The following is a 17,669-nucleotide window of genomic DNA, read 5'->3' as shown; positions in this document are numbered from 1 at the left end:
GCACAGCCTCTTCGACCTGAACCATCGTTATATTCCCCTGGTGACTACCGAGACCGGGTTCAACATCCACACGACCGCCGGCAAGCTGGCGGACCTGGAGCGACGGCTCGACGAGGCGGTGCACGCCGGGTCGGCACGCGCGGTCGAGAAGCAGCACGCGCGGGGCAAGAAGACCGCCCGCGAGCGGATCGAGATGCTCCTCGACGAGGGCTCGTTCATCGAGCTGGACGAGTTCGCCCGGCACCGCTCGACCAACTTCGGGCTGGAGAGGACCCGCCCGTACGGCGACGGCGTGGTGACCGGCTACGGCACCGTGGACGGCCGGCAGGTCTGCGTCTTCGCGCAGGACTTCACCGTCTTCGGCGGCTCCCTCGGCGAGGTCTTCGGCGAGAAGATCGTCAAGCTGATGGACCTGGCCATGAAGACCGGCTGCCCGGTCGTCGGCATCAACGACTCCGGCGGCGCGCGGATCCAGGAGGGCGTGGCGTCACTCGGCCTCTACGGCGAGATCTTCTTCCGCAACGTCCGGGCCAGCGGCGTCATCCCGCAGATCTCGCTCATCATGGGCCCGTGCGCGGGCGGAGCCGTCTACTCCCCGGCGGTCACCGACTTCACCGTCATGGTCGACCAGACCTCGCACATGTTCATCACCGGCCCCGACGTGATCAAGACGGTGACCGGCGAGGACGTGGGCATGGAGGAGCTGGGCGGCGCCCGGACCCACAACGCCCGCAGCGGCAACGCGCACTACCTCGGCACCGACGAGGAGGACGCGATCGAGTACGTCAAGGCGCTGCTGTCGTACCTGCCGTCGAACAACCTGGACGAGCCGCCGGTCTTCGACGCCCCCGCGATCCTCGAGGTCACCGACTCCGACCGGGAACTGGACACGCTGATCCCGGACTCGGCCAACCAGCCGTACGACATGCACCGGGTCATCGAGCACGTGCTCGACGACGGCGAGTTCCTCGAGGTGCAGCCGCTGTACGCGCAGAACATGGTGGTCGGCTTCGGCCGCGTCGAGGGGCGCCCGGTCGGCGTGGTGGCGAACCAGCCGATGCACTTCGCCGGCACGCTCGACATCGCCGCGTCGGAGAAGGCGGCCCGGTTCGTGCGCACCTGCGACGCGTTCAACGTCCCGGTGCTCACCTTCGTGGACGTGCCCGGCTTCCTGCCCGGCACCGGCCAGGAGTGGGACGGCATCATCCGGCGCGGTGCGAAGCTCATCTACGCGTACGCCGAGGCCACCGTCCCGAAGGTCACAGTCATCACCCGCAAGGCGTACGGCGGCGCGTACGACGTGATGGGCTCCAAGCACCTCGGCGCGGACCTGAACTTCGCCTGGCCGACCGCGCAGATCGCGGTGATGGGCGCGCAGGGTGCGGTGAACATCCTCTACCGCTCGGAGCTGGCGAACGCCGAGGACCCGGCCGCCGTCCGCGCCGAGAAGATCGCCGAGTACGAGGACACGCTCGCCAACCCGTACATCGCCGCGGAGCGCGGCTACGTCGACGGGGTGATCCCGCCGCACGAGACGCGTACCCAGATCGTGCGGGCGCTGCGGGTGCTGCGCACCAAGCGCGAGACGCTGCCGCCGAAGAAGCACGGCAACATCCCGCTGTGACGCGCCGGGTGCCCCCGCCGGTTCAGCGGCGGGGCACCGGCGTCAGCAGCCCGGGTTCGCGGCCACGCACAGTCGCTCGGCCGCGACCCGGGCCAGATCCCGCAGTGCCACCTCGTCACCGCCCGGTCCGGTGCGCAGCACCGTGACGAGATCCCCGACCCGCACCACCGCCTGATCGCTCGGCGGGCTCGCGGCGCCGAGCGACGCTCCAGTGTCCAGCCGCCGGCCCTGCCCGACGGTGTGCCGCACGAGCACCGATTCGTCTCCCGCGAAGCCGCTGTCGACCATCTGCCAGGAGTGGACGACCTCCGCCTGGATCCGCTTGCCCTTCCACTCCACCGGGCCGGCGGATCGCCACGCGCGGCAGGGCGCCAGCAGCGCGGGCAGACCGTCGAACAGCCGCTCGCCGTCCTGCGCCGCGAGCCGGTAGACATCCTGAAGGGCCGCCGCCTGCCATTCCGACGGGTCGGTGGTGCCCGGCCGCTGCCGCAGGAGGGTCGTCGACCGCGAGTAGCGGGACTTCACCCACTCCGTCCGCAGACCCTGATCCTGCCGGCAGAACTCCAGCATCTGGTCCAGCCGGATCTCCTCCTCGAGACCGGCGTCGCTCCACGGGGTGATGCCGGCCGGCCGCAGGTCGACCGGTTGCAGCAGCACCTCGGCGGGCACGTCGGTGGCGCTCCACGGGGTCGCCGACGGGATGGCGGCGACCGGTGCCGGTGCCGGTGGGGCGGCATGGCCGGACACCACGAACGCGGCCCCGGAGGTGAGCGCGAGCACCGCCACCGCCGCGGCGGCCACCGCGCGGCGGCTGCGACGCCTGGCGCGTGCCCGCAGCTCGGCCGGTTCCGCCCAGCGGACGTTGCGCAGGTCCCGCTGCATCGAGTCGATGAATGCCAGGTCGTCGTCACGCATCGGCGGGCTCCTCCAGATCCACAACCGTGAGCAGTTCGGCCAGGGCGGCTCGGCCCCGGGACAGCCGCGCCTTCACCGTGCCGACCGGCGCGGCGGTCTCCCGGGCGACCTCGGCGACCGGCATGCCGAGCAGGTAGTACAGCGCGAGAGCGACACGTTGCTCTTCGGGCAGCCGCCGCAACGCGGTCACCACCTCCACCGTGTCGGTGCTCGGCGCCGGCATGCTCTCCTCGGCGCCGTGCCGAAGGTAGGCGCGCGCCCGGCTGCGCAGGCTGCGCCAGCGGCTCACCGCGATCCGGCTCGCCACCACCCGTGTCCACGCCTCCGGGTCGTCGTACCCGCGCACCGTGGACCACCGCTGACAGGCCCGGATGTACGCCTCCTGCACGGCGTCCTGCGCCTCGGCGAGGTCGCCGGTGAGCACGTAGACGAAGCCGAGCAGCCGTTGCCGGCTGCCCCGGTAGAACTCGTCGAAGCCGTCGCTGTCGGGCACCTGCCACCTCCCCGTGTTCGTGAGGGGACACGCCTGGCGGCGCGGTGCGGGTTGCCCGCTCAGCCGACCAGTTTCTCCAGTTCGCCGAGCGGGAAGCCACCGGCCGGGATCCGGTCGCGGACCGCCCGGCGTACCGCGGTCTGCACCGCCGCGTTGGCCGGGGTCGGCACGCCGTGCAGGCGCCCGAGCAACACGATCTCTCCGTTGAGGTGGTCGGTCTCGACCGAGCCCGCGCCCCGGGCCAGGCTCTGCCAGGTGGAGCCGCCGGAGCGCTCCGCGCCGCCCACCGGCCGGTGCGACACCCGGTCGCCGCGTTCGGCGGCCTCCTCCTCGACGGTGGTGTGGGCGATGCCCGCCGCGGCGAGCGCCGCCTGACCCTCGGCGCGTACCCGCTTCGACAGCGACTCGGGGACGTCCCGGCCGAGCAGCGCCTGGAGGCCGTTGCCGAGGTTGGCGAGCAACTTGCCGTACTTCCAGCGCATCACGTCGTCGCGCACCGCCGCGACGAACCCGGCGGTGGTCAGGTCCGCGGCGACCGCGCGGCTGGTGTCGTCGGCGCCGCTCGGGTAGCGGCCGATGTGCAGCATGCCCGGATGTGGGTGGCCGTTGGCGACCACCACGCCCGGCTCCAGGTGGGTGGCGGGCAGCCACACGCACACCGGGTGTACGCGGGCGAAGCGCCGCAGCGCGGCCGGCTCGTTGGCCACGCCGTTCTGGGCCAGCACGACCGGCAGCCGTTCGCCCGCCGTGCCGCCGCCCTCGACCGGGGCGTCCGCCCAGGTGTCGAGCGCGGCCACCGTGTCCTGCGACTTCACGGTGAGGACCAGTGCGGTGTCGGCGGGCAGCGGCGGCCCGTCCGACCCGGCCACCGCCGGGAGCCGGCCGGTCACGTCACGGTCCGGAGTGCGCAGCGTCAGACCCCGCTCCCGCAGCGCGTCCAGATGCGCGCCGCGGGCCACGAGCGTCACGTCGTGGCCGGCGTCGGCCAGGAGTACGCCGATGGTGCCGCCGACCGCGCCCGCTCCGATGATCACGTATCGCACGGATCCGATTCTGCCCTGCCGGGAGGCGGCACGCTGAGCGACGCGGTGCGGCTCGGCTGCGGGCGCCGCTGCGCGGCTCGTTGCGGCGCGACGCCGGGCGGCGGTGGTCAGGCGGTGAGGCCCAGGTCGGCCAGGATCGGTCCGGCCAGTAGCAGCGCGCCGGCGGCCAGCGCGCCGAGGCAGACCACCAGGAACAGGCCCACCCAGAACAGCGCCGGGAACGGCGTGATCCGGCCGAGCTGGTCGGCGTCGGACTGCGGCATCCGGCCCCGGGCGCGCTGCCGGTGCAGCTCGAACACCGGCCGTACGCCGCCGAACAGCAGGAACCACACCGACGTCCAGGCGAACGCGGCCTGCACCTCGGGCGAGGTGTACCAGGAGACGGCGAGCACCGCGCCGCCGGTGACCAGCAGCGACAGCACGCCGAACAGGTTGCGGATCAGCACCAGCATGGCCAGCAGCAGCGCCACCGCCAGCCAGAGCAGCAGCGTGATCCGGTTGCCGGCCAGCAGCCACGCGCCGCCCAGGCCGAGCAGCGACGGCGCGACGTACCCGGCGAGCAGCGTGAGGATCATGCCGGGCCCGGTGGGACGGCCGGCGGAGAGCGTGAGCCCGGAGGTGTCGGAATGCAGCCGGATGCCGTGCAGCCGCCGGCCGGTGAGCAGCGCGACGAGCGCGTGGCCGCCCTCGTGCGCGATGGTCACCGCGTTGCGGGCGATCCGCCAGGGCAGCCGGGCCACGACCACCGCGAGCGCGACCGCGGCGGTGAGCACCACGAGCAGCGGCGGCGGGTCCGGCTGGGCGCTCATGAGCGTGTCCCAGAGCGTGGTGAGACCGTCGATCAGGGGCATGGGCGGGGAGCCTACCGCCCCGAGCCGTGTCGTTCGACCGGCCGAGTCTCATAGAGTGTGAGACTGATCGGACGAGGTGCCGAAGCGGAGGTGAGGTCGGTGAGCGCAGCTCCCTTGGAGCCCTACAGCTCGCACGTCGAGCCGTGGACCGAGGCCGACTACCTCGCGCTGGGTGACAGCCACGACCGTATCGAACTGCTCGACGGGAGCCTGATCGTGAGCCCTGCCCCGAGCAAGAGGCACCAACTGGTGTCCTGGAACCTCGTGGACAGCCTGCGCCGGGCAGCCCGACCGCTCGGGCTGCTGGTGTTCGAGGCGGTGAACGTCCGGCTCGGCATCGACCGCATGGTCATCCCGGACGTCGTCGTCGCGGACACAGACGACGAGGGCATCGTGATCGAAGCGGGCGAGGTACGACTGATCTGCGAGATCGTCTCGCCCGGCAATGCCGCTGCCGACCGGGTGTTGAAGATGCAGCTCTACGCGATCGCCCGAATCCCGTGGTACCTGCTGGTCGAGCAGGACGGCGACAGCCACTCGCTGCGGCTGCACCGGCTCGACGGCGGGCACTACGTCGAGGATGCCGTCGCCAAGGCCGGCGAGACGCTCAGTGTTACCGAGCCGTTCCGCTGGGCGATCGACCCGAGCGCGCTCCGCTGATCCGCCATCGCCACGCCACCTGGGCGAACGACGCCGGTCGATGAAAGTTTCCTTTCCTCCTGTTGCGATCTAGGGCACTTAGCTCCAAAGATAGGCGTCAATAGACGGACGTCCCTCTGGAGGCAACCATGGCCCGTACCAGACTCTCCGTACGCCGACTTCTCGCTGCCGGCTTGGCCGCCGCCGCCACCGCGGCCGCGGCCCTCGTGGCGACCGCCGGACCGGCCGCCGCCGCGACCACGCCCGGGATCGACGTCTCCCGCTACCAGGGCAGCATCAACTGGACCAGCGTGCGCAACTCCGGCATCCAGTTCGCGTTCATCAAGGCGACCGAGGGCACGAGCTACAAGGACCCGAACTTCAACGCGAACTACGTCAACGCCTACAACGCCGGGGTGATCCGCGGGGCGTACCACTTCGCCCGGCCGAACATCTCCGCCGGCTCCACCCAGGCCAACTACCTGGCCAGCAACGGTGGCGCCTGGTCGGCGGACAGCCGTACGCTTCCCGCCGCGCTGGACATCGAGGGCAATCCGTACAGCGGCGGCTACTGCTACGGCCTGAGCACCACCGGCATGCGCAACTGGATCCAGGACTTCCTGAACACCTACCGCTCCCGCACCGGCCGGTACGCGGTCATCTACACCACGACGAGTTGGTGGAACCAGTGCACGGGAAGCTGGACCGGTCCGTGGGCCAACCACCCGCTGTGGCTCGCCCGCTGGGCCAGCTCGCCCGGCACGCTGCCGGCCGGCGCGCCGTTCTGGAGCTTCTGGCAGTACACCGACTCGGGTACCGTCTCCGGGATCAGCGGCAACGTCGACCGCAACTACTGGAACGGTGACCGCAGCCGGCTGATCGCCCTGGCCAACAACACCTGACGTACGGCGGACACGGGTGGGACCGCCTCCTCACGGGGCGGTCCCCCTGTCGTCGTACCCGAGGTCAGGCTCTGCGGCGCGCGGTGGCCGGAACGGGCACCGGCGTCCGGCGCGTCAGACGCCACGCCGCCACACCTGCGGCCGTGAGCGTCAGCACGCCGAGGACCGCGACCGGCGCGGACAGGCCGGCGCTGATCAGGAGCAGTACGACGTCGCCGAGCGCAACGAGCATCCACAGTGCCAGCCGCGGGCCGGTGTACCTCCGTCGGTAACCCATGTCGCGCCTCCTTCCGTCGCCGGAGGGGTTCATACCCACGAGGACGGAAAGCCATGCGAGCGGGTTTCGTGACCGGCGGGATTCCCGGTCAGTTCTTGCGGTCCGGCACGAAGCCCTTGGTGATGATCTCCCAGTTCGCCAGGTTGGCGTCCCAGTCCTTCGCCGGCACCTCCCAGCGCAAGGCGAAGCCCCGGTTGCTGGCGGTCGCCACACCACGGTTGCGCACGTGGAAGCGGGTGTCGCCGTTGCGCGTCTCCAGCCAGTCCCAGTCGGCGCAGGTGCGGAAGTAGGGGTCGCACTTGGTGATGTCGACCAGCTCGTAGTCCCGGACGCGGGAAGCGCGGTACGGCTCCTGGCCCTTCCAGTCGGCGTACGCATCGGGCTTCGGGTCCGACGTCCACTGGACGAACAGCACCCGGCGGCTGCCGCCGACCTCGTAGAGCACGACGTTGTCACCGCCGACCCGGGCCTGGAAGTTCTCCGGGATCGGCACCTTGAAGCCGTTCGGGCCGGTGTAGAGGCGCCATCCGGCCGGCAGCGTGAACCCCGAGGCCGACGGGCTGGCCGACGGGCTGGCCGACGGCGTGGGGCCGGCCGAGGCACTGGTCGCCGGGGCGCTCGGCGACGCGCTCTCGCTCGGCGCGGGCGGCGCCGCCGGCGCCGAGGTGCCTGCAGTCGGCTCACCGCCGTCGCCGTCGTCACCGTTGTTCAGCAGCGGCACGGCCACCACCAGGCCGACGAGCAGCAGCACGACCAGCGCGCCGATCAGCAGGTTGCGCCGGTTGGACGCGGACTTCTCGACCGGCAGCACCGTCGCCCGGCCGGTCGACGGCGTCTCCTGCACCGGAGCCGGGCTGACCGGTGCCGAGCCGGACACGGCCGGGCTCACCGGCGCGGCGGTGTCGGCGACCGGCTCGCCGTCGAGCCGCGTCTCGTCCAGCGCCGGGTCGACGCCGTTCTCGTCCACCCGCGTGTCGTCGACCGGCGGCGCGGGGTCGAGCTTCGCCGTCGGGTCCGCGGGCGGCGGGGTCACCTTCGCGGTGGGCCCGGCGTCCGAGGTGGGCGCCGGCACCTGCGCCGCCGGGTCGGCGGCTGCCGCCGTACCCCCGGTTACGGCGACTCCGGACGCGGCGCGTTCGGCCTGGTCGGCCGGGCGCGGCGCGGGCACCAGCGGTGGGCGCGGCACACGCGGGCCGTTCGGCCCGGGCCGGCGTACGCCGTCCAGCAGCGAGATGCTCTTGGCCCGGCGACCGGCGGCCTTGCGCAGCATGCGCTCCGCCACCTCGGCGGTGATCCGCTCGTCCGGGTCCTTGCGCAGCAGGCCCTGGAGCACCGGCTTGAGCGGCCCGGCGTTGCGCGGTGGCGGCATCGGCTCGGTGGCGAGCGCGGCGAGCGTGGCGATGGCCGACGGGCGCGCGTACGGCGACTTGCCCTCGACCGCCGCGTAGAGCGTGGCGCCGAGCGACCAGAGGTCCGCCTCCGGACCGGCCGTGCCGTCGCGGGCCCGCTCCGGGGAGATGTACGCGGGCGAGCCCAGCACCATGCCGGTGCGCGTCACGTTGGGGTCGCCGGGGATGGTGGCCAGGCCGAAGTCGGTGAGCACCACACGGCCGTCCTCGCCGAGCAGCACGTTGCCCGGCTTGACGTCACGGTGCATGATGCCGGCCTTGTGCGCGGCCTTCAACGCGTTGAGCACGCCGAGGCCGACCTCGACCGCCTTGGCGGGGGTGACCGGGCCGTCCTCGGCGATGGTGTCCTGCAACGACTTCGACGCCACGTACTCCATGACGATCCACGGATCGCCGTCGGTGCGCAGCACGTCGAAGATGCGGACCACGTTGACGTTGTTGAGCCGGGCGATCGCCCGCGCCTCACGCAGCGAGCGCTCCCGCATCTCGCGGCGCTCCTCCGGGGTGAGGCCGGGGGGCGGAACCAGTTCCTTGATGGCCACGTCCCGGTGCAGCACCTCGTCCCGCGCCTTCCAGACGCGGCCCATGCCGCCCTGACCGAGCGGCGTGAGAAGCCGGTACCGGTCGGCGACGAGTTGGGGGAGAGCGTTCGACATCGCAGAAACCGTACCCGGCCGCTGCGACGCTCACACCGTCGGCACGCCACTGTACGGCGAAGGTCGAATTCACGACGCGTACCCTTGGGTCATGTCTGCCGAGGAGCCGCTGTTGCGGATCGTCCGTGGCGTGCCCACCGCCGAGGAGCTGGCCGCTCTGGTCGGCGCGATCGTGGCGCGCACCCGCCCGGCCCAGGCCGCCGCGCCGGCCCCCGTGTCGCAGTGGGCGCGCAGCGCCCGCCCCGCCCTGGCCGGACCGGTCGCCGGCCCCGGCGCGTGGCGGGCCTCCGGCCTGCCCCGCTGACGTCTCCTCCCGATCGCGGCGCCGGGCGGGGCTGCCGGGATCCCGGTTGAGCCATTAACCTCACTCAGGGAAACCGTGTGGTGACGGGCAGGAGGCTCCGATGATCCCGGAGGACAACCAGCCAGCCGGCTGGCTGCGCGGCTACGGCGGCATCGAGGCCGACATCCGGCAGATGCGGGAGTTCGCCGACCGCCTCCAGGACGAGGTGACACGCAACTACGCGCCGCACCTGTCCTACATCGCCGACGACATGAAGGCCCCGGTGCCCAACCCGGCCGACGCCTTCATCGAGCTGGTCCACTTCCTCCAGGCCCACCACGACACCCAGACCGCGGCGGTGAGCGCGGTGTGGGATCTCGCACCCGCGACCGGCCGTCTCGCCGACGCCGCCGGACGGATCGCCGCCCGCTACGGCGACGCCGACGCGTTCTCCTCCGCCCGCGTGGCCGACGTGGAACGGGCGCTCGCCGGGCCGTCGAGCACCGTCGCCCGTCCGATGCCGCCACTGGCCGACCCCACCGCCGGTGAGCAGAGCCGGGTGGTCCTGCCGTGATCGAACGGGGCAGCGGACGCACCTCCGGGCTGACCGACTGGCGGCTGATGGACGTCCTCAGCATGTGGGCGTGCGTGCAGGACCAGGACACCGCCGGCCAGTGGAAGCAGGTCGCCGGCTGGCGCAAGGTCTGCGACCTCGCCCTGGCCCACCTGAGCCGCCTGCGTGAATACCGACGCGGCCTGGCCGAGGCGTGGCCGCCGGAGACCAACACCGCCGCGCGGGCGTACATCGCCGAACTCGACCAGCTCATCGACCGCGTACAACGCACCCACGACGCCGCCGCCGCGAACTACGACGCGCTGGCAGCCGCCGCACGCGCCATCGGCAGCGCGCGGGCCGAGCTGCAACCACTGCACGAGGAGTACGCGAAGAAGCTGCGGCAGAAGCAGGCGTACGAGGCGACGATCGCCGACCCGAAGGCGGTAGCCGGCAGCCGGTTGCCGGAACGGCCTCCGGTGACGGACGACGACCTGGAGCAGTTGAACATACGGGCGCGCGGGTTGATGACGGGGTTGAGCGGGGAACTCCAGAACGCCCAGGTCATGCTCCAGCGCCCGCCGGCTGTTCCTCGACCTGGCATCGAGACGAATAACCCAGATGTCTATGGGGCCGGCGGCACCGGACCTGTTGTTCCACCAATCGTTCCGGTTGCCGTGACAGGTCCAAGTATAAGACCGAAGCCAGTGCCACTCGGCGGCGCTTCTAGCCAAGGGCCACAAACTCCCCCCGCTATGGGCGTCGGACCGATCCTTGGCGGCGCCGGTTCCACTCTGACCCCTTCTCCAAGTTCTGCCATGCCAAACAATCCATCGACTTCCCCATCGTTGCCAAACTCGGTCTCCCTTCCGCCCACCACTCCTCGTGCTCTAGGCGCTAACCCGTCCTTGCGAGATACTCGACCTCACCCCTCCACGGGCAGACCGGCTTCAGGCGAGGTACCCAAGAACGTCTTCCCTCGTACCCAGCCGAACGGATTGATCGGTCAACCATTTGGCCCGGGTCTCGTCCAGCCATCCTCTCCAAATGCCACGCCCCGCAGGGTGAATCCCGTAGGCGGCGTCATCGGCGGCGGAGGCGCGGGCACTGCCCCTACTGGCAATGCTGGATCGCGCCCCGGAATTGGAAAAAACTCAGCGATGGGCTCGATGGGCGGACCACCTCTTAGCGGTTTTCCTTCTACGAGCAGCCGATCCAGTCGCCAAAACGAGATGGGTGGACCGTCTCGACCATGGGATCCAGACCACCCCTGGGAGACCGACAAGGGGGTTAGTCCAGTCGTGCTACCTCCAACCGACGACGGCCCCATCGATCCAGGACCAGCAATCGGTCGAGATCGTTGACTGATTTAGCATGCGCATAGCCCTATCAATCTTGGCCGCCGTCAGCCTCATCTCGATTCCGACAGGGCAGCCAGTCGCGCCAGAGGATGCTTCGCGAGTCCGACAAGATCAGTGGCATCTGGCCTTCCTCAAGGTGGACGAGGCTCACAACATCTCTCGTGGGGCCGGGGTCCATGTGGCCGTACCTGATACTGGCGTAGATCCTCATCCAGACCTCTCCCGAAATCTACTTAAGGGAAAGAATGTGCTGACGGGCACAGGAGATGGTTTACAGGACGCCAACAGCCACGGAACCGCCATGGCCGGGCTCATCGCCGCCCATGGCTCTGATGGAAAGATCGGCGCACTAGGCATAGCACCGGAAGCCAAAATCCTTCCAATCGTATCGTCCAGGTCAGACAACTACGGAGAGGCCGACAAACTCGCTGAGGCGATAGATTTTGCAGTCGCGCAACATGTCGAAGTTATAAGCATCTCAAGCGCAGGCGTCACCAGCGAGAGGCTGATCCGCTCAGTGAAGAATGCGTTAGCCGCCGACATAGTCGTTATCGCAGGCGTTGGCAACCTCCCTGAAGCCGCCACGATCGGTTATCCAGCCGCAGAGCAAGGCGTCATCGCCGTGAGCGGTACCGATCGGGCCGGGAACCACGCCCCAATTGCAGTCACAGGGTCTAAGGTCGATGTCGCTGCCCCTGCTGTCGATATCTACAGCACGAGCTACGACGGCAAGTACTCGAAGGGCACGGGGACGTCCAGCGCGACGGCGATCGTTGCCGGGGCTGCTGCTCTCATCCGCTCCAAGTACCCCGACCTCCCCGCCCAGGAAGTCGCCCACCGGCTGACCGCCACCGCCGTCGACAAGGGACCGCCCGGCCGCGACGACCAGTACGGCTACGGCGTGATCGACCTCGTCGCCGCGCTCACCGCCGACGTACCGCCGCTCGGCTTCGAATCCTCGAACGTCACGCCACCGGCGTCGGCGGAGGCAGCCCCGGAAAAGGGGGACAGCGCCCGCACCGCACGCGGCCTCGCCACCCTCGGTGTGCTGGTGGCGGCGGGCGGCGGCTACCTGTTCTGGCGGCGTCGCCGACGTGCCGACGACCCGCCGCCGAAGGTCAGCCGGTAGCGTCGGCGGGGTGTCGACCTCCGTACCGGTGCGCCTCGTGCTCGCCTCGCAGTCCCCCGCCCGCCGCAAGTTGCTCCAGGCCGCCGGGGTCGAGCCCGACGTGCTGGTAAGCGGTGTGGACGAGTCGCAGGTGGTGACCGATCGGGCCGAGGACCTGTGCCTGGAGCTGGCCCGGCTGAAGGCACAGGCCGTACGCGATCGGCTGCGGCCCTCGCCGGACGAGCGGACGCTGGTGCTGGGCTGCGACTCGGTGCTCGCGTTCGACGGCGAGATCTTCGGCAAGCCCGATGACGCGGTGGACGCCACCCGGCGGTGGCAGCGGATGCGCGGGCGCAGCGGCGTCCTGCACACCGGGCACTGCCTGATCGACGTCACCCACGAGTCGCAGGCCGAGGCGGTCGCCTCGACCACTGTGCACTTCGCCGACATCAGCGACGAGGAGATCGCCGCGTACGTGGCGACGGGCGAGCCGCTGGCGGTGGCCGGCGCGTTCACCATCGACGGGCTGGGCGGGGCGTTCCTGACCGGGATCGAGGGCGACCCGGGCACGGTGGTGGGGTTGTCCCTGCCGCTGCTGCGCCGGCTGCTCGCCGAGGTGGACCTGAGCATCGTCGACCTGTGGACGAAGGTCGCGCCCGGGGGCCAGGAGATCGAACATCTCGGCTAACGTCCGGACATGACCACGAAGCCGCTGCCGCTCACCCCGGAACTGCACGCCTACCTGGTGGCCCACGGATCCACCCCGGACGAGGTCGTCCGGGATCTGGCCGAGGAGACCCTTGCGGCCCTGCCCGGCGAGGCGGTCATGCAGGTCGCGCCGGAGCAGGCCGCGTTCCTGACGTTCCTGACCCGGCTGCTCGGCGTACGGCAGGCGGTCGAGGTGGGCACGTTCACCGGCCTCTCGTCGCTGGCGATCGCCCGAGGGCTGGCCGAGGGTGGCAGGTTGACCTGCTTCGACATCTCCGAGGAGTACACGGGCGTGGCCCGGCGCTACTGGGAGCGCGCCGGTGTGCAGGACCGGATCGAGCTGCGTATCGGCCCGGCCGCCGAGACGCTGCGCGAACTACCCCGCGAGCGATACCTGGACTTCGCGTTCATCGACGCGGACAAGGTCGGCTACCCGATCTACTGGGACGAGCTGGTGCCCCGCATGCGTCCCGGCGCGGTGATCGCCGTCGACAACACGTTGCGCGACGGCCGGGTGCTGGCTCCGCGTAACGCCGACGACCGGGCGATCGCCGCCTTCAACGACGCGGTGACCGCTGATGTCCGCGTCGAGGCGGTCATGCTGCCGATCGCCGACGGCGTCACGCTCGCCCGGGTGCTCTGAGCCGGCCGAACACAACCTCGCCGTGGTGGCGGTATCCCTGGTCGCCGGAAGCCGCCACCTCGCCGTAGTGGAGTCGATCAAGCCGCGCGGCCCGGCGCACGCAGGGCGCGGCCCAGCCGCACCGTGAGCAGCACCGCGACCGCGATGAACGCGGGCAGCAGCAGGAACGCCGGGTGCGGGCCGACGCCGTCGGCCACCCACCCGAGCGCCACCGGCGCGATCCCGAAACCCACACCCATCGAGTACGCAGACCAGCCCGCCGCCTTGTCCGCGGCCGGACCGGCGACGGCGAGCGCGATCGAGATCGCCAGCGGGTAGTGCAGCGCGTTGCCGAGCCCGAGCACGACCAGCCCGATGACCGCGAGCCAGCCGACCATACTGCCCCAGAACAGCGCGAACCCGGCCGCCGAGACGGTGAGCGCGCCGAGCAGCAGCGGCACCGGCGCCCAGCGCAGCGCGGCCCGGCCACCGGCGATCCGCCCGGCGAACATGCCGCAGACGATCGCGGCGACCGCCGCCGACGCCCCGCCCGCGCTCAACCCGGCGTGGGTCCGCAGCACGTCGGCGGTCCACAACGACAGGCACACCTCGATCGAGCCGGTGACGGACATCAGGACCCAGGCGATCCAGTACGCACGCGGCAGCCGCCCCGCCGCACCCGAGTCGGAGGAAACGGGCACGCCGGAGGCGGGAACTGCCGAAGCCGGGACGGACTGAGCGGGCACGGCGGCTTCGGCGGCACCGGAGGCCGGAACGACCGAAGCGGGGACGGCAGGAGCAGGCACGGCAGGAGCGGGGACGGCAGGAGCAGGCACGGCAGGAGCGGGCACGGCGGGAGCGGGCACGGCGGGAGCGGGCACGGCGACCCCGGAAGCGGGGACGGTGGGAACCCGGGTGGAGGCGGCGACGGGGATCGGCGCACCGGCAGCCGCGCCAGCGGGGCCGCGTCGCGGCACGCGTACCCGGAAGGTCAGCGCCGCGAGGGCGACGAGCGTGATCAGGCCGACCTCGACGGCCATCAGCGGTCGCCAGCCGAGACCCGCGTCGACGGTGGCGCCGATGGTCAGCGGCGCCAGGATGCCCATGCCGGCGCAGGCCGCGTTGGCCTCGGTGAGCGCGGCGGGGGCGGCGGGTCCGTGCCGGGCGGTGAGCACCACGCTGACGCCGCTGACGACCATCATGCCGAAGGTGGCGACGACAGCGACGGCGGCGAGCGTGGCCGGCAGCGGGCGGAGCAGGCCGAGCGTTGAGACACCGGCGGCGACGCCGGCTAGGCCGAGCCAGATGGCCGGGCCGCGGCCGAGGCGGCGGGCGACCGGGGCGAACAGCGCGCCGCCGGCGAGCGCGCCCACAGCGATGCCGGTGCTGTGCAGGCCGGCGACGGCGGCGCTGGTGCCCTGCTCGTCGCGGAGCAGGGCACGACCGGGCCGAACCCGTAGAGGAAGAAGCCCCACAGGCCGAGCTGGGCGTAGGTCAGCCAGGTGATCCGGTCACGGGTGAGGCGGGGCACGGGCCTTACGCTACGCGCGCCCGGGCGGTGCCCCGCCGTGAGTGAGAGCCAGCTCTCGTGGGGTGTTAAGCGGGGCCCCCTCCTCTACCGGAGGCGTTAAAAGGGGGCCCCTCCTTCAACGAACGCTGCGGGCGAACTGGCGGGCGGCCCAGAACACGCCCGCGGCGGCGAGCACCGCGATGATGCCGAGGCCCTGCCAGACGCGGTCGTTGCCGAGGTCGCCGTTGAACAGCGCGCGGGTGCCCTCGACCGCCCAGGAGAACGGGTTCCACTTGGCCACGCCCTGGAGCCAGCCCGGGGCGAAGGTGAGCGGCAGCAGGATGCCGGAGAGCAGCAGTACCGGCTGCGCGACGGTGTTCATCAGCGGGGCGAGCGCGTCCTCGCTCTTGACCTTGAGTGCGATGCCGTAGGAGACGGCCGAGGTCATCAGCGCGATGAGGGCGAGCATCAGGTACGCCAGGAGCAGGTTGCCGATGAACACGCGCAGGTCGAACGCGAGCGCCAGCAGGGTGATGATGATCGCCTGCGCGATCAGCGAGACGACGTCGCGCAGCGAGCGGCCGAGCAGCAGGGCGAGCCGGCTGACCGGGGTGACCCGGGAGCGTTCGATCACGCCGGCGCGCAGTTCGGCGATCAGGCCGAAGCCCTGGAACAGGCCGCCGAAGATGGCCAGCAGCACGAGCAGGCCGGGCACGAAGATCTTGTATGCGGCGGCCTGCGTGGGTGCGTTCAGCGCCGGCTTGAGCAGCGGGGCGAACAGGAGCAGGTACATCACCGGCTGGAAGACGCCGACGAAGATCCATACCGGGTTGCGCAGCAGCAGTTGCGTCTGACGCTGGAAGATCAGCCAGGTGTCGCGGGCGAGTTTCATGACAGCTTCTCCGGGGGTCAGGACTCGCGCAGCGAGCGGCCGGTCTTGGTGAGGAAGACGTCGTCGAGGCTGGGGCGGTGCAGCTCGATCGAGCGCAGGTCCAGCCCGGCGTGGTCAAGGCGGCGCAGCACCTGCGGGATGGCGGTGGCGCCCTCGTCGACGTAGAGGCGCAGGCCGCCCTCGTCGACGGTCTCCAGCTTGCTCACGTACGCCTCGGTGTCGAACAGCTCGGCGGCGCGCGGGGTGGTGGCGGCGTCCAGGCCGACGATCACCACTTCGCCGGAGATCTCCCGCTTCAGCTCGGCCGGTGTGCCCTCGGCGACGACCTCGCCGTGGTCCATGATCGCGATGCGGTCGCAGAGCGCGTCCGCCTCGTCCAGGTAGTGCGTGGTGATGAAGACGGTCATCCCCTCGGTACGCAGCCGGCGGATCTCGTCCCACATGTGCGCGCGGCTCTGCGGGTCGAGGCCGGTGGTCGGCTCGTCCAGGAAGACGATCTTCGGCTCGTGGATGATGCCGAGGGCGATCTCGACGCGCCGGCGCTGCCCGCCGGAGTAGGTCTTGGTCTTGCGGTCGGCGTACTCGGCGAGCTGGAAGGCTTCGAGCGCGCGCTCGGCGCGGCGGTGCGCCTCGGCCTTGCCGATGCCGTAGAGGCGGGCCTGGAGCACCAACTCCTCGCGGGCGCTCGACTCGTCCCAGGTGCTGCCGCCCTGGGCCACGTAGCCGATCCGGCGGCGCACCTCGGCCGGGTTCTTGCGCAGGTCGGCACCGGCCACCGTGGCCTCGCCGCCGTCCGGCTCGATGAGGGTGGCCAGCATCCGCAGCGTGGTGGTCTTGCCGGCGCCGTTGGGCCCGAGGAAACCGAAGATCTCCCCCGCTGCGACGTCGAGGTCGACGCCGCGGACCGCGTCGACTGTCTTCGTCTCGCGACCCGCGCGGGAGCGGTACGACTTCCGCAACCCCCTGGTCTCGATCATTTCTGCTCCTGGTCGTCCGGGCGGACCTGAGCGGCCGCCGATCGTCCGCGAGGACGCACGAATCCCCCGCGATTCCCGCTGAGGCTAACGCGATATAGCGTTTTTGGTCAACTTTGATTATGTCGTGTCATCAGGTGCCGTCGGTCCAGCCCGACCAGCCCTCGGCACGCTCCATCCCATCGGACAGGTACGACACTCCCGACTCGATCCGCTCCGCGATCCGCTCGCACCAGGCCGTCTCCGCCTCGGCCCGGGCCAGCCACAGCTCGAACATCCACCCGACGTGCACCGGCTTGCGGGTGCGTACCCAGTCCGAGTCGAGCGAGGCACGCATCGACTCGACCCCGGCCCGGAGCAGGTTCGCCCGGTTGCGCAGCGCCGCCGCGGCCTCCTCGCGCGGCATCGCCGGCAGGAACGAGAACGCCGCGACGAACGGATCAGGCGGCTCCTGGACCTGCCACCACTGGGCCCGCAGCAGCGTCTCGAACTCGCCCTCCCCCTTCGCCGTCACCTCGTACGTGGTGCGCGCCGGGCGGGCGCCCACCTGCTCCACCGAGACGGTCCGCAGCAGGCCCTCGTCGGTGAGCTTGCGCAGCGCGTGGTAGATCGAGCCGGGCTGCACGTTCGCCCACTTGTCCGCGCTCCAACTGAGCAGTTCGCGGCGCACGTCGTAGCCGTGCACCGGCTGCATCCACCTGACCAGGCCGAGAATCATCATCCGCGTCGCCGACACGGGGCAAGCGTAATAACCAAGTTTGACTACAGTGCCGCATCCCACACTGAGCGATCGTTAGGCTCCGCAGCTCGGCCGCTAAACTCCCGGCAACGACCTCCCGGGAGGAGCCA

General features: G+C 71.2%; 19 protein-coding genes. 8 read left to right on the top strand and 11 right to left on the bottom strand.

What is annotated here, in order from left to right; genetic code table 11:
• The first annotated feature begins 40 nt into the window (after positions 1-40).
• A complete protein-coding gene (locus C569_RS0112565) occupies positions 41-1,624 on the top strand; it encodes an acyl-CoA carboxylase subunit beta (protein WP_018786132.1) in 1,584 nt (527 codons plus the stop codon).
• Between the two features lie 42 nt (positions 1,625-1,666).
• Here C569_RS0112565 and C569_RS0112560 read toward each other — a convergent pair whose 3' ends face one another.
• The 4 genes from C569_RS0112560 to C569_RS0112545 all read right to left on the bottom strand — a co-directional run bounded on the left by C569_RS0112560 (position 1,667) and on the right by C569_RS0112545 (position 4,926).
• Entirely contained in the window at positions 1,667-2,539 is an 873-nt protein-coding gene (locus C569_RS0112560) for a hypothetical protein (RefSeq protein ID WP_018786131.1), read from the bottom strand.
• Positions 2,532-3,032, bottom strand: coding sequence for a SigE family RNA polymerase sigma factor (locus C569_RS0112555; RefSeq protein WP_018786130.1), 501 nt, complete (start codon positions 3,030-3,032; stop codon positions 2,532-2,534). Before C569_RS0112555 ends, C569_RS0112560 begins: the two co-directional genes overlap by 8 nt.
• A 59-nt stretch (positions 3,033-3,091) precedes the next feature.
• Positions 3,092-4,075 (bottom strand): ketopantoate reductase family protein, encoded by a 984-nt coding sequence (locus C569_RS0112550; RefSeq protein WP_026268067.1) that lies wholly within the window; start codon positions 4,073-4,075, stop codon positions 3,092-3,094.
• A gap of 107 nt (positions 4,076-4,182) precedes the next feature.
• Positions 4,183-4,926, bottom strand: coding sequence for a M50 family metallopeptidase (locus C569_RS0112545; RefSeq protein WP_018786128.1), 744 nt, complete (start codon positions 4,924-4,926; stop codon positions 4,183-4,185).
• Between the two features lie 99 nt (positions 4,927-5,025).
• Between C569_RS0112545 and C569_RS0112540 the strand changes: the two genes are divergently transcribed.
• Entirely contained in the window at positions 5,026-5,586 is a 561-nt protein-coding gene (locus C569_RS0112540; RefSeq protein ID WP_155945535.1) for a Uma2 family endonuclease, read from the top strand.
• 128 nt (positions 5,587-5,714) lie between these two features.
• Positions 5,715-6,467, top strand: a complete 753-nt coding sequence (locus C569_RS0112535; protein WP_026268066.1) for a GH25 family lysozyme — start codon at positions 5,715-5,717, stop codon at positions 6,465-6,467.
• Positions 6,468-6,531: 64 nt separating this feature from the next.
• Here C569_RS0112535 and C569_RS0112530 read toward each other — a convergent pair whose 3' ends face one another.
• Positions 6,532-6,744 (bottom strand): hypothetical protein, encoded by a 213-nt coding sequence (locus C569_RS0112530; RefSeq protein ID WP_018786125.1) that lies wholly within the window; start codon positions 6,742-6,744, stop codon positions 6,532-6,534.
• A gap of 88 nt (positions 6,745-6,832) precedes the next feature.
• Positions 6,833-8,809 (bottom strand): serine/threonine-protein kinase, encoded by a 1,977-nt coding sequence (locus C569_RS0112525; protein ID WP_018786124.1) that lies wholly within the window; start codon positions 8,807-8,809, stop codon positions 6,833-6,835.
• 91 nt (positions 8,810-8,900) lie between these two features.
• On the opposite strand from C569_RS0112525, the gene C569_RS0112520 reads away from it, so the two are divergent.
• Both C569_RS0112520 and C569_RS0112515 read left to right on the top strand, forming a co-directional pair.
• Positions 8,901-9,113, top strand: a complete 213-nt coding sequence (locus C569_RS0112520; RefSeq protein WP_018786123.1) for an acyl-CoA carboxylase subunit epsilon — start codon at positions 8,901-8,903, stop codon at positions 9,111-9,113.
• A 100-nt stretch (positions 9,114-9,213) separates the two neighbouring features.
• Positions 9,214-9,666, top strand: coding sequence for a hypothetical protein (locus C569_RS0112515; RefSeq protein WP_018786122.1), 453 nt, complete (start codon positions 9,214-9,216; stop codon positions 9,664-9,666).
• Between the two features lie 292 nt (positions 9,667-9,958).
• Here C569_RS0112515 and C569_RS35040 read toward each other — a convergent pair whose 3' ends face one another.
• Complete coding sequence (locus C569_RS35040; RefSeq protein WP_018786121.1) at positions 9,959-10,213, bottom strand: hypothetical protein; 255 nt, start codon at positions 10,211-10,213, stop codon at positions 9,959-9,961.
• An 806-nt stretch (positions 10,214-11,019) separates the two neighbouring features.
• On the opposite strand from C569_RS35040, the gene C569_RS30185 reads away from it, so the two are divergent.
• The 3 genes from C569_RS30185 to C569_RS0112485 are packed head-to-tail and all read left to right on the top strand — an operon-like array spanning position 11,020 to position 13,465.
• The gene (locus C569_RS30185; RefSeq protein ID WP_036345694.1) at positions 11,020-12,135 is read left to right on the top strand and encodes a S8 family serine peptidase; all 1,116 of its coding nucleotides are present in this window, start codon (positions 11,020-11,022) and stop codon (positions 12,133-12,135) included.
• Between the two features lie 10 nt (positions 12,136-12,145).
• Complete coding sequence (locus C569_RS0112490; RefSeq protein ID WP_018786117.1) at positions 12,146-12,802, top strand: nucleoside triphosphate pyrophosphatase; 657 nt, start codon at positions 12,146-12,148, stop codon at positions 12,800-12,802.
• Positions 12,803-12,811: 9 nt separating this feature from the next.
• Positions 12,812-13,465: an O-methyltransferase gene (locus C569_RS0112485; RefSeq protein WP_018786116.1), complete on the top strand. Its 654-nt coding sequence runs from the start codon at positions 12,812-12,814 to the stop codon at positions 13,463-13,465.
• A gap of 77 nt (positions 13,466-13,542) precedes the next feature.
• On the opposite strand, the gene C569_RS30180 is transcribed toward C569_RS0112485, so the two are convergent.
• From C569_RS30180 to C569_RS0112465, 4 genes are all read right to left on the bottom strand, one after another.
• Complete coding sequence (locus tag C569_RS30180; protein ID WP_231394772.1) at positions 13,543-14,919, bottom strand: sugar MFS transporter; 1,377 nt, start codon at positions 14,917-14,919, stop codon at positions 13,543-13,545.
• Between the two features lie 171 nt (positions 14,920-15,090).
• Entirely contained in the window at positions 15,091-15,846 is a 756-nt protein-coding gene (locus C569_RS0112475; protein WP_013284036.1) for an ABC transporter permease, read from the bottom strand.
• 17 nt (positions 15,847-15,863) lie between these two features.
• Positions 15,864-16,823, bottom strand: coding sequence for a daunorubicin resistance protein DrrA family ABC transporter ATP-binding protein (locus C569_RS0112470; protein WP_018786115.1), 960 nt, complete (start codon positions 16,821-16,823; stop codon positions 15,864-15,866).
• A 130-nt stretch (positions 16,824-16,953) separates the two neighbouring features.
• Positions 16,954-17,541 (bottom strand): helix-turn-helix transcriptional regulator, encoded by a 588-nt coding sequence (locus tag C569_RS0112465; RefSeq protein WP_018786114.1) that lies wholly within the window; start codon positions 17,539-17,541, stop codon positions 16,954-16,956.
• Positions 17,542-17,669 lie beyond the last annotated feature (128 nt).

The organism is Micromonospora sp. CNB394, from assembly GCF_000374985.1.
Taxonomy (GTDB): Bacteria; Actinomycetota; Actinomycetes; order Mycobacteriales; family Micromonosporaceae; genus Micromonospora; species Micromonospora marina.
This window is presented reverse-complemented; position numbering and strand designations above follow the sequence as displayed.